Origin of the sequence: Photorhabdus akhurstii (assembly GCF_019090985.1) — a bacterium.
Lineage (GTDB): Bacteria > Pseudomonadota > Gammaproteobacteria > Enterobacterales > Enterobacteriaceae > Photorhabdus > Photorhabdus akhurstii.
In genome coordinates this window covers 1,930,495-1,945,032 of record NZ_CP020335.1, presented here as the reverse complement: position 1 = coordinate 1,945,032, position 14,538 = coordinate 1,930,495, and the positions used below count along the sequence as shown (strand labels likewise).

At 45.1% G+C, this 14,538-nt stretch carries 12 protein-coding genes; 2 read left to right on the top strand and 10 right to left on the bottom strand.

Going from position 1 to position 14,538, the window contains the following annotated elements:
* Positions 1 to 9: 9 nt before the first annotated feature.
* Positions 10 to 900, top strand: a complete 891-nt coding sequence (locus tag B0X70_RS08450; protein WP_036806821.1) for a hypothetical protein — start codon at positions 10 to 12, stop codon at positions 898 to 900.
* A 158-nt stretch (positions 901 to 1,058) separates the two neighbouring features.
* Here the strand turns inward: B0X70_RS08450 and B0X70_RS08445 are convergent, their stop codons facing one another.
* From B0X70_RS08445 to cmoM, 5 genes are all read right to left on the bottom strand, one after another.
* Positions 1,059 to 1,328, bottom strand: a complete 270-nt coding sequence (locus tag B0X70_RS08445; protein WP_217471290.1) for a type II toxin-antitoxin system prevent-host-death family antitoxin — start codon at positions 1,326 to 1,328, stop codon at positions 1,059 to 1,061.
* A gap of 128 nt (positions 1,329 to 1,456) precedes the next feature.
* A complete protein-coding gene (mukB, locus tag B0X70_RS08440) occupies positions 1,457 to 5,905 on the bottom strand; it encodes a chromosome partition protein MukB (RefSeq protein WP_217471289.1) in 4,449 nt (1,482 codons plus the stop codon).
* On the bottom strand, positions 5,902 to 6,624 hold the full coding sequence (gene mukE, locus B0X70_RS08435) for a chromosome partition protein MukE (RefSeq protein WP_217471288.1): 723 nt from the start codon (positions 6,622 to 6,624) through the stop codon (positions 5,902 to 5,904). The genes mukB and mukE overlap by 4 nt, the downstream gene beginning before the upstream one ends.
* A complete protein-coding gene (gene mukF, locus B0X70_RS08430; protein WP_065390852.1) occupies positions 6,605 to 7,927 on the bottom strand; it encodes a chromosome partition protein MukF in 1,323 nt (440 codons plus the stop codon). Before mukF ends, mukE begins: the two co-directional genes overlap by 20 nt.
* 10 nt (positions 7,928 to 7,937) lie before the next feature.
* Entirely contained in the window at positions 7,938 to 8,717 is a 780-nt protein-coding gene (gene cmoM, locus B0X70_RS08425) for a tRNA uridine 5-oxyacetic acid(34) methyltransferase CmoM (RefSeq protein WP_036806807.1), read from the bottom strand.
* Positions 8,718 to 8,870: 153 nt separating this feature from the next.
* Here cmoM and elyC point away from each other — a divergent pair, with 153 nt between their 5' ends.
* Entirely contained in the window at positions 8,871 to 9,689 is an 819-nt protein-coding gene (elyC, locus tag B0X70_RS08420; protein ID WP_217471287.1) for an envelope biogenesis factor ElyC, read from the top strand.
* A 134-nt stretch (positions 9,690 to 9,823) separates the two neighbouring features.
* Here the strand turns inward: elyC and kdsB are convergent, their stop codons facing one another.
* The 5 genes from kdsB to msbA all read right to left on the bottom strand — a co-directional run bounded on the left by kdsB (position 9,824) and on the right by msbA (position 14,505).
* Positions 9,824 to 10,576 (bottom strand): 3-deoxy-manno-octulosonate cytidylyltransferase, encoded by a 753-nt coding sequence (kdsB, locus tag B0X70_RS08415; RefSeq protein ID WP_214069083.1) that lies wholly within the window; start codon positions 10,574 to 10,576, stop codon positions 9,824 to 9,826.
* A gap of 3 nt (positions 10,577 to 10,579) precedes the next feature.
* Positions 10,580 to 10,759 carry a Trm112 family protein gene (locus B0X70_RS08410; protein WP_046396097.1) on the bottom strand — a complete coding sequence of 60 codons (180 nt, stop codon included), beginning with the start codon at positions 10,757 to 10,759 and terminating at the stop codon, positions 10,580 to 10,582.
* 379 nt (positions 10,760 to 11,138) lie between these two features.
* The gene (locus tag B0X70_RS08405) at positions 11,139 to 11,354 is read right to left on the bottom strand and encodes a cold-shock protein (protein ID WP_036781154.1); all 216 of its coding nucleotides are present in this window, start codon (positions 11,352 to 11,354) and stop codon (positions 11,139 to 11,141) included.
* A 407-nt stretch (positions 11,355 to 11,761) separates the two neighbouring features.
* Positions 11,762 to 12,757: a tetraacyldisaccharide 4'-kinase gene (gene lpxK / locus B0X70_RS08400; RefSeq protein WP_217471286.1), complete on the bottom strand. Its 996-nt coding sequence runs from the start codon at positions 12,755 to 12,757 to the stop codon at positions 11,762 to 11,764.
* Positions 12,754 to 14,505 carry a lipid A ABC transporter ATP-binding protein/permease MsbA gene (msbA, locus tag B0X70_RS08395; RefSeq protein WP_105394985.1) on the bottom strand — a complete coding sequence of 584 codons (1,752 nt, stop codon included), beginning with the start codon at positions 14,503 to 14,505 and terminating at the stop codon, positions 12,754 to 12,756. The genes lpxK and msbA overlap by 4 nt, the downstream gene beginning before the upstream one ends.
* Positions 14,506 to 14,538 lie beyond the last annotated feature (33 nt).

The following is a 14,538-nucleotide window of genomic DNA, read 5'->3' as shown; positions in this document are numbered from 1 at the left end:
GAGGATTTTATGAAAAAACCTGCCATAGGTTTGCTCCTTAGTATTGTCTTTTTTTCAGAAAATACTTTTGCTTTCACGCAAACAGAAAATAAAATCGATGTACAAAATGATATTGCTAATATATTGACCCAACAATATAATAATACCGTCAAAGATTGTGGTGATGCTCAATCACCTGCTTTTCTTTGCTCTGGAGTTATATTGCGTGGCACTAAACATTCAAATGATTATAGATTTTGGCAACCTAGCCCATCATCTATAAAAAGTGGTGGCGTTTCTTTTTCATATTTAAGGAAAGACGCTAAGTTTAAACGTTTAGCTTATGGATATAGAAATGGATTTATTGTTTTCCCTGAACATATAGCGCCTAAAGATAGAGTCGATTTTTCTGTATTGTGTGCATTTCCTATTGATGGCTATACAAATGAGAGAGCGAATCAAGGTTGTGGTGAAAATATCACTAAGTCGAAAGGTAAAGGTAAATCTTGCCAAGAACAAAATGTGATGAATTCCGATGATTGGATAAAAAATTATAGGAAAGTAAACTCTCAAGATATTTTTCAATGTGGATTTAATGTTACTCAAGATGTGAATAATCCAGCTATAGCTTTCTATCAAATGTTAGAAAGTATCAAAAAACTTCCACGTACTCCTAATACTCCACCAAAACAGAATGAAATCAGAATTTCAATCTGGGAAGAAAATGAGCCTAATAAATTACCTATTGAAGCCCTTTTTTATTCAGAAAATTCAGGTTTAGCTGATGCACAAAAAGATCAGCGTGATTATAAAAACGCAACAGGTAAGTTTTTGCCTATTGTTAAAATGCTACTGCCAAGAACTTTAAACGAGGATGCATTATTCAAATTTAATATTGAAGATCAAGTTATTAAGCCATAAACGATTATTGGATTACTGTAAGTTCTATTTTTCATACTGAGATTACTGTAGTGGAGATAATCATCATCGGCTTTATTCTCTGTTCTCGGTATTTTGTTTAGCGACAATTATCAGACCATAAATAAAGCCTTTTTTCTATCTAAAATAACAGGTTGCAGCTAAAGATCTTGTTTATGATTCTTTGGTGACTGTCTTTCTTGTAAATTTCCATTACTCACCTGCTCTAATGATTTGAGCAAATGTTTAGCGTTAGCCGGTGAACGTAGCAGATAGGCAGTCTCTTCAAGGCTTGCATATTCCGCACTCGAAATAATGACACAATCTCCACCATTTTGTCTGGTAATCAATGTTGGTGTGCAATCCTTAACAGCTTGATCCATAATCGAAGCAAGATTTCGCTTTGCAACACTATATGTGGTCTTCCGCATAATATGACCTTTTCAATATAGTATAAATCACACCCAAACATTGGGTACAACATCAAGCCAAATAACTATTTGCGCCATCCGTGGCGCACTCTCTTTATTTTTATGACTATTGCAAGTCATCCATTTAATTAAGCAGTAGCATCTGAAATTAATTGAGTTGCCGGGACATCCTGTCCAAATCCTCGCAGCCCAACCACATGCACATGTTCGTGGTTTTTAAACACTTTACGCACCAGTTTATAAGTGGTCCCTTTTTCAGGGCTGATATTTTCCGGGGCGGCGATAATCAACTGCATTTGCAGGCGCTCACATAATTCAAACAAAGTAGCGATAGATTTAGCATCCAGACGCGCCGCCTCATCAAGGAATAACAACCGGCAAGGGGAAATATCTTTACCACGCAAACGGCGGGACTCTTCTTCCCAACTCTGCACCACCATCACCAGAATAGACATGCCGGTACCGATCGCTTCACCGGTAGACAGCGCCCCACTCTCTGCTTTCAGCCAGCCATCCGATCCACGGTTAACTTCAACATCCAGTTCCAGATAGTTGCGATAATCCAACAACTCTTCACCTATGGTTTGCGGCAAGCGCTGCCCCATATCCACTTGCGGATTCAAGCGCTGATAAAGTTTTGCCATTGCCTCCGAGAAGGTCAATCGCTGGCTATTAAATAGATCCTGATGTTGTTCCTGCTGTTCAGACAACACATCCAGCAATATCGCGTGGCTTTCACGCACGTTTACATTCAACCGCACACCACGGACTTGTCCGAAGGAGACCGCTTGTAATCCCTGATTTAGCATGCGGATACGGTTTTGCTCGCGCTGAATGGTTTTGCGGATAATATTCGCCACACTCTTCGAGCTAATCGCTAATTTCTGCTCGCGGGCAGTCAGCTCTTCCGTCAAACGAGCCAGCTCGATTTCCATCTGTTCAATGGCGTCAACCGGATCGTCTGTGCGGATAATATCTTGGCGAATACGTTCACGCAGGTGCTGATAAACGGCAATAAAGAACTGAATTTTACGTTCAGGGCGTTTCGGATCTTCGGATAAACGCAGCGCATCACGTAGATGTTCGTTATCGGACACCGCCAGACGTAACGCACCCAATGCCTTATCCGACATGGAACGTAATGCGCCACCCTCCATATACGCCAGTTCACGACGATGCAAGCGACGCTCAACGCCGTTATCTTTCACCATGCGCATTACCGCACACCAACCCGCTTTAGCCGAAACCACCTGTTCACGGATTTGATGGTAATCGCGTTCCAGTTTCCGCAGTTTTTTCTGCAAGCTTTCCATCTCCGCTTCACAAAAAGCGATCTGCTTCTCAAGCTGGTTGACTCTGGAACGGTTAGTACTGAGCGCTTCATGGAGTCGATCACGGCGCTCGCGAGCACGCATTTCTGCATTTGCATCCGCCTGAACACCAATCTCTTTCATCTCTTGGTGCAACTCTTTCAGCATATCTTGTTTGGTTTCGTAAGAGCTTTTCAGAGATGCCAGCACCTGATTAAACTGGGAATATTGCGCTTGCTGTTGACGTAGTTGTTCGCGAGCACGGCGGCGGTCCGATTCTGCATGTTCCAGACGCTGACGCAGTTTGTCATTCAGATCCGCATTTTCGTTGAGCATACCGGCAGAATCACTGTAGCTAAAATGCGCACGGCGCTGCACCACTTCCACCAGCGCGAAAGCCCGTTGTTTAGCCTGATGCTGGCTCTGTTTAGCGGTTTCATAGTCCTGTTGCAACTGCTCATGCTGCTGTGGATCGCTTTGCAGAACCGCAACCATCGGTTCTAACTTCACCAGTGCCGAACCGTGTTGTTGCAGGAACCGAGCCGCTTCCTGCGCTTCGTCCAGCTCTTCGCGCATTTCTTCTACGCGATCGATCAAGGTTTCATCCAGCAATAACGTGACTTGAGGAATCAGGCGATTTAATGCCGTCAGGCTCTCCTTCGCCTGAGTATATTGCTGGCGCTGCTGTTGAGTCTGCTCTTCAAATCGGGATAATTCACGCTCCAGTTCCGTGTGACTCTGCCTCAATTCGCGGATTTCCGCTTCCGGATCGGCATCAAACGCCACAGAGAGGTGTTTTCCCACAAACTGACTGAATGACTGATGCGCACGCTGGATTTTCTGCACATCAAAAGAGAGCGTGGCGTAACGTTCCGCCAAAGTGTCGCGCTCCAGATTCAAGGCTTCTAAACGATTTTCTCTAGCGGCGCGACCAAACAACGGCAATTCAGGATAACGAGAATAACGCCATTGACGGTCAGAAGATTTGACCAGTACCGCATTAGTCTGCTCTTCGGCATTAAATACGCTGTCATCAAAGGATTGCGGATCACCTTCAATTAAATAGAGATCTTCCGGGCAATCTTCCAGCGTTTCAAGATGTGGACGCACCAAGGAAAGATCGGGCACCACAATGCCGTGGCGTGCGGGTCCATACAGGGCGGAGAAGTACGGCGCATCATCAATGGTGATATCGTCATAAATCTCTGACAGCAAAACCCCGCCGAAACGTTCCGCCAGCGCAATCATCCGGCTATCTTCCGCACCGCTTGGTTGGCTGAGACGTTCAATCTGCTGTTCCAGATCACGTTTTTGCGCCGCAACTTCATCACGTTCCACCGTCGCTTCACGCTCGCGTTCAAGCAACCGCTGCATATACTCCGTCACGTCATTGCTGCTTGCCAGTGCTTCACCGCTCTGTTCACATAGCTGATGCAGGGTATCCTGCGCAGCCAGCCAGACCGGAGCGCGGGCAGTCAGTGACTGAATTTTCTGTTTCAGTTGTTCAAGCGCCTGACGCATCTCCATACGGCGCTCACCACTTTCATTAACGCTTAGGCTCAGTGCTTCCTGACGGGCTTCAAGTTCATCCTGTAACCCTTCCAGATCTTCGGCCTGATATTGCCGCCCCTGACGTTTGCAAAATTCGTTTAGTAAACGCTCTGCATTTTGTTGGTTGTTTAGGCGCTGTTCCAGTTCAGACAATCGCATTCGCAGTGGCTGCACCTGATCCGCCAGATGTTGCTGTGACGGCCAATCACGCAGTAATTCACGAGCACTCTGCCACGCTTCATTGCGGCTGATTTCGCCAACCATACTTTTGACTAATTGATACGCCTGTTCGAACTGATTATGAGCCGCATCTGCAACACTTAATTTCTGTTCCAACACCAACAGGGCTTCTGTCGCCTGCCGCTCTTTAGCCTGAAAAGTTTCCAGCCATTTTTCTGCATTATCGGCGGAAAGATCCGGTAACCGGCAAAGTTCACGAGCACGTTCCAGCGCTTGTAGCGCTTGTTGATACTGAATTGCGCGGGTTTGCTGAACATCCAGCGCCTGCTGGTAATCCGCCAACTGGCTTTTCAGCTCATCGACTTCTTGTTCTGCCGCTTCTGCTCTGGCTTCATATTCAGCCTGTAGCTCTCCCGCTTCTTCAACAACCTCTGTCTGTTCTTCCAAACGGTAGGAAAGTTCTTCCAGATCCCCCTGATAACGATCAATTTTTTCCTGCTGACGCATGGCGGTTTGCACCAGATTCAGGTGGTCACTAGCGGCCTGATAATCCGTTTCTAAATCGTCAGAAGCGCCATTCTGCTCAGTCAGCTCTCGCGCTATCTCTACATGACGATACTGCTCGGTTGCCAGTTGCCTATAGCTGCCAAACAGTTCTCCACGCAATGCCAATGCTTGATCCAGATAGGTACGCCGCTCATTGGCATGGCGCATATAATCAGCGGAAACGTAAGAAGTTGCTTCGGTGATCAAGTGCTTGAACAGATCGCGATCAGATTGAGTTACCCGGATAGCTTCCAGTGTTATACGGTTTTCACGCAGCGCCGCTTCCATATCCTGAAATGCCTTGCGAACACCGCTGTTTTCCGGCAGCAAATAATCGCGCAGGGAACGGGTAATGGCGCTGGAGATACCCCCGTACAGAGAAGCTTCGATCAGACGATAGAATTTACTGCGATCACTCGCTGAACGCAGGCGCTTAGGTATCACACCCAAATCAAACATCAGCGCATGATAATCGGTAATGGAGTTAAATTGTTTGAACTGCACGCCTTCCATTTCATCAAGACGATCTTTCAGTTCATTGAGCGGCAATACACGCGCTTGCCTTTCACCGACATTTTCAGTCAGTAATTGAGTCGGCTGGATCGCGGTTGGCAAGCCTTGGATCATAAAAGCTTTGATATCAACTTTACGATCACGCCCCGCAACCTGTTGCAACCTCACCCCAACGATGACTCGCTGATGCCGAGAGTTAATCACATCCAGCGTTGAGTAACAGACCCCCGCACGCAGCTTACCGTGCAAACCTTTATCACGAGAACCGGAAGTGGCGCCGGCTTCGGTGGTGTTACGGAAATGCAACAAGGTTAAATCAGGGATCAGTGCGGTGACAAAAGCCGCCATCGTGGTGGATTTACCCGCCCCATTACCCCCTGACAAGGTGGTTACTAATTCATCAAGATCAAATGTTCTGGCAAAAAAACCATTCCAGTTAACCAGCGTCAGTGAACGAAATTTACCGCGTTCAATCATGGTTGTTCATCTCCCGCATCTTCTGCTGAGTTATCCGGTGTTTCATCATTTTCACTATCATCAGGCGACAAGCCGCCTTCAACCGGCATTGCTTCACCGTCACGGATCATCCTCAGTTGGACTTCACGAGGATCGTCGCCACTGCGTACATCCGCACCAAAACGGAATACCGCCTCAGTAATGGTAAATTTATTGTTGTCATTTGGCAGGATATAGACCATACCCAGACGACGCAGACGGTTCAGTGTCGTGCGCACTTTTTCCTGCAATTTCTGTTTATCCAAATCGGAACCGGAGGAACGCTGGTTGACAAACTTCATCAACTTGCCCTCATCGGCCAGTGAGATCAGCTCTTCGTACAGCTCTTGAGCCGTAAAAATCCCCTGATTAGACAGGCGTTCCGGGCTGAGATAGAGATAACAGAGGATTTTTCCCACCATCATATCCAGCTCTGATAATACCGAGCGCGGGATCAAGGTCGTTGAACGGGGACGCAGATAGAAGAAGCCTTCCGGCGCACGGATCAACTCCACATTATAGCGGGCGTAAAATTCCTCCAATTGCTCCTGAAAATCCATCAGATAAGCATGGTTATCAAGATCATCTATCCCGATATGACGACCCGCACGAAGTTGGCTATCCAGTTCCGGGAAAAGTGAATTGGCTAACGCCTGTGCCAGTTTAACCGGCATAAATTGTTCAATATGTGTCGATGACATGTGCCTGTACCTTGGCTCCGTAATCATTAATCGCTAACCATTCCGCTGGCAACCCAGAGAAATCCGCTTCTGCCACACCCAATCGTACAGCCTGATCCACCAAAATACGCGCCACATCAAAGTGACGAGAGAGCGGATGTTGAGCAAGGTAATCCCTTAACACTGCACCTAAATCCAGTGGGCGCTGCTCCTGTCGATATATCAACAGCGCTTTTTCAATCATTTCTGCCAGCTGTTCGTTTATTTCACTGAATTCTTCATATTCCAGTTCTAATGGCAGTTCACCCGTCACCTCTTCATTGCGTAACGTCAATTCTTCGTCCCGCATATCGAACAAACGTTCGGCGTTAGCAATGGTGAGGGTCCACGGATTATCAAAATAGTGTTGAACTGATTGACGTAAGCGCTGAGAGAAAATCCGGTTTTTATCCATATCAATCGCAGTACGGATAAATTTGTGAACGTGACGATCATAGCCAATCCATAAATCAATCGCCTGCTGACCCCAACTGATAATACGGTCCAATTTGCTTTGCAGATCAAATACCAGTTTATCAACCAGTTCTGATCCGCCGCTGTCCATGTTGGCTTCCTGAATACGCAGCAAATTAGCCTGTAATTTATCTCCGGCCGCTTCTAGTGTGTCCTGGAGTTCCCGCAACGTTCCTGATGTTTCGGATAACAGTTGCTCACAGTTGGCAATCGCTGCCTGCCAATCTTGATTCAGCAACGCCGCAATATCTTCTTTAACCGAGCTTTGCTGCTCGTCCATTACGCGCTGAGACATGTCGATGCTGTCGAAGATTTCTGCAACAGAATATTTCAGCGGCGCAAAAACATTACGGTGCCAGTGAAATTCATCTCCCCCTTCTTCCGCCGCTTCCGCAGCCCGGTGCAACTCACTCGCCACCACCGAAAGTTGCATCGAAAGACGTAAGGTAGAAAATTCCCTCTGACGAATGTAGTAGTCACTGATACCCATCCCAAGCGGGGTTAAGCGATAAATTGCATTGCTCTCGGCCAATTCACTGGTAAAACGGTTAAGAATTTTCTGACGCACCATATCATTGATGGCATTGTTGGCCCGCACAGCGACAGATTCTGTGGTTTGCTCAAATCCTTTGCAAACTTCACGAAAGGCATCAACCAGCTCCCCTTCGCTCATCTCGCCATCCAGACGCTCACTGTTCAACACCGCGATGGCCATCAGAAAAGCCAACCTTTCTGCGGGCAGGGAGATGGAAAAATCGTTTTTCCTAGCCCAAGACACCAGTTCCGGGACAGTCTGGGAATATTCACTCATAATTTGTCCTCTAAACTGTTAAAGCTGGCTTGCGTGCCATGACATGAATGTAGCGCCCCAGGCTGATATAAGGCTCCTGTCGGCAATAACGCTGTTCCAATTCCAGCAACGCCGGAAAGTTTTCGCTCTGTAATTGGCGATTTTGCAAATAATCGTGAAAAACACGCACACCGGTTTTACCGGTAATCGTCATATTTAATTCATCAAGCCATTGATATACCTGTTCAGGCGCCAATGGATTCTGAGGCGATAATGAACGTTTTCTGCGACGTTGTATATTGGGCGTCGCCAAATGAAAATTACCTAAAATAGCATTACGCATCACCAAACCATTGGCATTGTAAAACATTAAAGATAGAGCGCCACCCGGATTAATGATATTCATTAGCACTTCTATTACATATTTCTGATCGGTAATCCATTCCAGCACTGCATGAAATAATACCAAATCTACTGGCTGCTCTATATATTGGCTAATTTCCTGTACCGGGCTTTGTATAAATTGCATATTTTGGCTGACCCCTTTCTCTTCCGCGGCCAGCCTTGCCCGCTGGATCATCTCTTCTGATAAATCACACAATATCACTTGATGACCCAATGCAGCTAATTGACATGCCATATTTCCCTCACCACCACCCGCATCTAAAATACGCAGTGAACGCTGAGGTAATTGAACCAGTAATTCGCTGATATCCTGCCAGACAACGGCTTGCCTGATTTTACCTTTGGTTGTGCCGTAAATATTACGAGAGAATTTGTCTGCAATATCATCGAAATTGCGATCCCGCATGAAAAACTGCCTCACTAATGGAATAGATTTGATTTATCTGTTGAGATTTCATTACGCTAACTGCTATTTTCGCACAGCATTCGTTGATATAACCACTTTTGACGACAAACTGTGAACCACATGGCTATAATTCAACCAAATTAAGGCAAATAAATGCAATTTCTATTTAAAAAGTACTTGGGTGCAATGGTAATGCCTCTGCCATTAATATTGCTAATTTCACTTGCTGCTTTATTACTGCTGTGGTTTACCCGTTGGCAAAAAACAGGAAAAACAGTTCTGACATTCAGTTGGCTCACGCTACTTCTTCTAAGTTTACAACCTGTTGCCGATAAGCTGCTGTTACCACTGGAATCGGTTTATGCTAAAAGTGCCACATCTGATCCCAGTCATATCAGTCCACCGGTTGATTATATCGTCGTTCTTGGTGGCGGCTTCACTTATAACCCAAATTGGGTGCCCAGTTCAAACTTACTTAACAACAGCTTGCCGCGAGTAACAGAAGGCATTCGCTTATATCGCCTGAACCCCGGCTCTAAAATGGTCTTTACCGGTGGTAAAGGAACGACTACTAAAAGCAGCGCGGAAGTCGCCGCTATCGTAGCCCAATCGCTCGGTGTGCCCGCAGAAGATACGATCGCACTGACAAAACCAATGGATACTGAGCAAGAAGCCAATGAGGTTGAGAAACTGATTGGTAAACAACCCTTTATTTTAGTGACTTCCGCCAATCATATGCAGCGAGCGATAACTTTCTTTCAACAGCATGGGTTAAACCCCATTCCCGGCCCGGCTAACCAATTAGCGATCACTTCACCATTACGCCCTTGGGAAAAATATCTGCCCTCGGCTTACTTTCTATCCCATTCAGAGCGGGTATGGTATGAAACTTTAGGCACCCTCTGGCAACGCATTAAACCTTCGAAAGATTTGGAACAGCCACAAAAATCAGAGCATTCTCAACCGAAATAATCCTAAAGCTACTTCTTGAAGTCAAAATGATGGAGAAACGAAAGCGCAATAGAAACAATATAGAAATAAACAACATAGAAATAAACAGCAATAAAATGACGCGCTTTCGTTAATCCAAAAATAAATTCAAACTGCTAATCAGTCTCAATAAAAATTTTTCTGACTGCGATCAGATCTTCCGGGGTATCAACACCCACTGCCGGCGCTTTTAATGCAATTCCCACATGAATTTTCTCGCCGTACCAAAGTACCCGCAGTTGTTCCAGCATTTCAATTTGCTCTAACGGGCTTGGCTCCCACTGCACATAGCGACGGATAAAACCCGCGCGATAGGCATAAATACCAATATGACGCAGGAAATTATCCCCAATCGTTTCCCGTGATTGTATAAAACGGTCACGCTCCCAGGGAATAGTTGCCCTAGAGAAATAGAGCGCATAACCCTGCTTATCCATAACGACTTTCACTGCATTAGGGTTAAAAGCTTCCTCTGCATCATGAATCTGCACGGCCAACGTTGCCATTCCCGCTTTACAGCCCGCCAAATTTTCTGCAACCTGTTTAATAATCTCTTCGGGAATCAGTGGTTCATCACCCTGAACATTAACGATAATTTCATCATCGGCAAATTGATATTTATCGATAACCTCAGCTAACCGTTCAGTACCAGAATGGTGATTTTCGTTGGTCAAGCAAACCTCACCACCGGCAGCCACAACTGCATCAACAACATCATGATTATCTGTTGCTACAATGACGCGTTTAGCACCTGAACGCTTTGCCCGCTCCATGACGCGAATAATCATCGGCTTACCATGAATATCCGCTAAAGGTTTACCGGGTAAACGGGTTGAAGCAAAGCGGGCTGGAATAATAACGGTGAACATGCCTTATTTTTCCTCATCCAGAGGTAATTCACGAGCTTCGTGATCTAACAGGACGGGAATACCATCACGTACAGGAAACGCAAGTCGATCCAACTTACAGATGAGTTCACAATTCTCTTTATCGTAGCTGAGTTTTCCGTTACATACAGGACAGGCAATAATTTCAAGTAAACGGTGATCCATACATCCTCCAATTATGGAGCTTTAATTTAGTGCAACCCAGAATAACATAAGCTTGGTATCATCGTTAGCTCTTGTTATTTAATCTTTCGATCCCTTTCCCAACATTATCTACTGAAAAATTAAGCAAGCTGATGAAAGCCCAAAACCATCTTGGTAGCCGTTATTGGCACAATCCCTAATTGCTAATAAATCATCAATATAGACAACAAATAAAAACCCGGAGAGTAAGCGTCGTCGTCAAAAATGACTCACTTCGTTACTCTCCGGGTTTTACCAAAGGTCCGTTTAAATAAACGATTACCTTTGTTTGCATATGGTTCAATGCTTCCTCTTTACCACTTAAAGAATGGCAATAAAATAGCTTGATTTTGATAGGGTTTCAGAATGCTATCACATCTGCTGCGGTTAAATCATAACCTTTACGAATAATTGAAAATTCTACATCCTGCCCTTCTGTGAGTGACTTGTTTTTTGTATTCGCAATCGCTTTTCTATTGACGAATATGTCTTGTCCCCCATCCTGTGGAGAAATAAAACCATATCCTTTATGCTCATCAAACCATTTCACTCTACCCATCTTTAATTGTAATGTCATAATAACTCCCCCATTTGTCCATCTCACAATAATTTAATATATTGTTTTTGATGTCTTTTTACCCTTTATTCAATTTTCGAATAGAACCTCATCTCAGTTTCAATACCTTGACCTTGAAATACATTTTATTCGAGTAGTGCATCGTTTAAGTAACAGATACGAGCGGATATCCTACCAGAATCGTACATGTCTGAACCAAGAATACACAATAGTCGTTTATCCTTAATGGATAGTTTTAATATCAGTTAACAATGGCGAAAAATCAAATAAATCTGAAAAATTACTGATTGTACGAATTGTTGGCAAGGTGGGAACCGTTTTGGTAGGGAGCGGAAGGGCAATCTCCCTGTTGATTATCATCGGTTTACTACCGGCTCACAAAGGCCGCTTTGATTAAAACATAAAATTTACTTAATATTTTTATTCATCTCCAATAACGAACAGATCTTGTTCAACATTGTCTCTCCCTTTTCCTGAGGGAACCGAGCATCTACCGGTAAATACCACCAATTTGGTTGAGCAAAACTAAAACACTTAACCGCATCTTTTTCTGTCATCAGTAAATTCTGGTTGGTATCAGCCAGATGACACAATTGATCTTGTGTGTACTGTTGATGGTCGGCAAATGCATACTCTTTTTGCAGGTCAGCGCCTAACTGTTGCAAGGTCGCGAAAAACCGTGGTGGATGCCCGATTCCAGCCATAGCAACAGCGTGAGGTATCAAATTCACTGCGCGTTTTTCACCGCTAACCATATTCACAGCTAATTCGCCAGCTAATGTCATCGATAATTCGCCTGGCTGAGGCGTACCACCGTTGGTAATAATGGCATTGACCCGATTCAATCGCCCAGATAATTCACGCATTGGACCAGCAGGAAGCCACCAACCATTACCAAAACGGCGCACACCATCAATAACCGCAATTTCAAAATCTCGCTGCAAAGCATAGTGCTGTAAACCATCATCAGTGACGATTATATCCAATGGCGTATCTGCCAGTAATGCTTTCACTGCTTCAACCCGTCTTGGGGCAACTGCCACAGGTGCGCCAGTACGACGATGAATTAATACCGGCTCATCACCGGCCTGAGCCGTGGTGATATTTTCAGTCACCAACAGAGGATAATTTTCTGCTTTCCCCCCATAACCACGGGAAACAACACCAACCCGGCAACCTTTTTGCTGCAACTGCTCCACCAGCCAGATAACCACCGGCGTTTTACCATTACCACCGGCAGTTAGATTACCCACGACCATAACAGGTACAGGCGCTTTCCAGGATTGCCTCAACCCTGCTTTATAACTCAACCACCGTAAGCCACTTATCAGCCCATAAAGGGCTGAAAAAGGTAATAACAGTAAATAAAGCCATGAGCGGCCTGACCATATGCGCTCAATCATTGCCCAAATTGCATCCGATGTAGTTGTGAGTAAACACCATTTTGTTGCTCCAGCAAAGAGAGGTGATTACCTCGTTCAACAATATGCCCATCTTCAATCACCAGAATTTCATCCGCTTTTTCAATGGTTGAAAGACGATGTGCAATAACCAGCGAGGTTCTGTTTTTCTGCAATTCATCCAATGCCGCCTGAATTGCCCGTTCAGATTCCGTATCCAACGCCGAAGTTGCCTCATCAAGAATCAGCACCGGAGAATCACGCAATAAGGCACGCGCGATAGCAATACGCTGACGCTGACCACCGGAAAGCAATACGCCATTTTCACCGATCATGGTATCCAGGCCATTATCCAGCTTCCTGATAAAATCCATTGCGTAAGCCATCTCAGCCGCCCTCTCAATCTCTTCACGGCTATATTGGTTTTCACTGGCATAAGCAATATTATTCGCTACCGTGTCATTAAATAAATGCACATTCTGCGATACCAGAGCAACCTGTCCACGCAAAGAAGAGAGCGTATATTCCCGTAAATCATGGTCATCAAGCAGAATACTACCTTCATTGACATCATAAAAACGGGTCAGCAAATTCGCTATTGTGGATTTACCCGAGCCAGAACGCCCAACTAAAGCGACAATTTTCCCCGCCGGGATATGCATAGAAATGTTTTGTAGCGCCGGCAGTTCCTTGGTCGGGTAGCAAAAAGTCACATTACGGAACTCAATATCGCCTTTCGCTTTTTTAAGCTCCAATTTGCCATCATCTTTTTCCTGTTCCATATCCAGAATAGCAAACAGAGTCTGACAGGCCGCCATGCCCCGCTGGAATTGCGCATTAACATTCGTCAAAGATTTTAACGGACGCATCAGCGCAATCATTGATGAGAATACCACGGTAATTTTACCCGCAGTCAGTGTGTCCATAATCTCCGGAAAACTTGCCGCATAGAGAACAAAAGCCAAAGCAAATGAAGCAATAAGCTGAATAATTGGATCAGAAATTGAGGAAGCAGAAACCATCTTCATGCCTTGTTGACGCATATGGTTACTGACTTTATTAAAGCGCTCAGTCTCTACTTTCTGCCCGCCGAAAATGAGCACTTCTTTATGCCCTTTCAACATCTGCTCAGCACTGGCAGTGACTTGCCCCATGCTGTTCTGCATATTTTTACTAATATCACGAAATCGTTTCGATACCACGCGAATCACTAATGACACGATCGGCGCAATCACAATCAGGATCAGAGATAATTGCCAGCTATAGTAAAACATCAAAACAAACAGGCCGATAATGGATGCCCCTTCCCTGACCACGGTAATCAGCGCACTGGAAGAGGAGGAGGCCACCTGTTCAGAATCATAAGTGATACGGGAAAGCAGAGTCCCTGTAGATTGCTGATCAAAAAATGATACCGGCATCCCCATCATATGGCTGAACAGATGGCGACGCATCTGCATCACTACTTTACCGGAGACCCAAGAGATACAATAACTTGATACAAACCCGGATAGCCCTCGCATAATCATTAAAGCAATCACAATCAGCGGCATCCATTTCAGTACATCACTGCTTGCTTTGCCGAAACCTTCATCAAGTAAAGGCTTAAGCAATGAAAGCATTAACGTATCACCGGCAGCATTAAGGATCAGTGCAACCGCAGCAACTACTAGCCCAATCCTAAACGGAGAGATAATTGGCCATAGTCGGCGAAACGTCTGCCAGGTAGAAAGGTCTTTATCATTCATTATTGAGTTACCAACACAAAAGAAATAGCGGGTTAT

What these genes read in the sequence shown, in the direction of transcription:
- B0X70_RS08450 (WP_036806821.1), top strand. Translation starts at nt 10, where the DNA reads ATGAAAAAACCTGCCATAGGTTTGCTCCTTAGTATTGTCTTTTTTTCA.
- B0X70_RS08445 (WP_217471290.1), bottom strand. Translation starts at nt 1,328, where the DNA reads ATGCGGAAGACCACATATAGTGTTGCAAAGCGAAATCTTGCTTCGATT.
- mukB (WP_217471289.1), bottom strand. Translation starts at nt 5,905, where the DNA reads ATGATTGAACGCGGTAAATTTCGTTCACTGACGCTGGTTAACTGGAAT.
- mukE (WP_217471288.1), bottom strand. Translation starts at nt 6,624, where the DNA reads ATGTCATCGACACATATTGAACAATTTATGCCGGTTAAACTGGCACAG.
- mukF (WP_065390852.1), bottom strand. Translation starts at nt 7,927, where the DNA reads ATGAGTGAATATTCCCAGACTGTCCCGGAACTGGTGTCTTGGGCTAGG.
- cmoM (WP_036806807.1), bottom strand. Translation starts at nt 8,717, where the DNA reads ATGCGGGATCGCAATTTCGATGATATTGCAGACAAATTCTCTCGTAAT.
- elyC (WP_217471287.1), top strand. Translation starts at nt 8,871, where the DNA reads ATGCAATTTCTATTTAAAAAGTACTTGGGTGCAATGGTAATGCCTCTG.
- kdsB (WP_214069083.1), bottom strand. Translation starts at nt 10,576, where the DNA reads ATGTTCACCGTTATTATTCCAGCCCGCTTTGCTTCAACCCGTTTACCC.
- B0X70_RS08410 (WP_046396097.1), bottom strand. Translation starts at nt 10,759, where the DNA reads ATGGATCACCGTTTACTTGAAATTATTGCCTGTCCTGTATGTAACGGA.
- B0X70_RS08405 (WP_036781154.1), bottom strand. Translation starts at nt 11,354, where the DNA reads ATGACATTACAATTAAAGATGGGTAGAGTGAAATGGTTTGATGAGCAT.
- lpxK (WP_217471286.1), bottom strand. Translation starts at nt 12,757, where the DNA reads ATGATTGAGCGCATATGGTCAGGCCGCTCATGGCTTTATTTACTGTTA.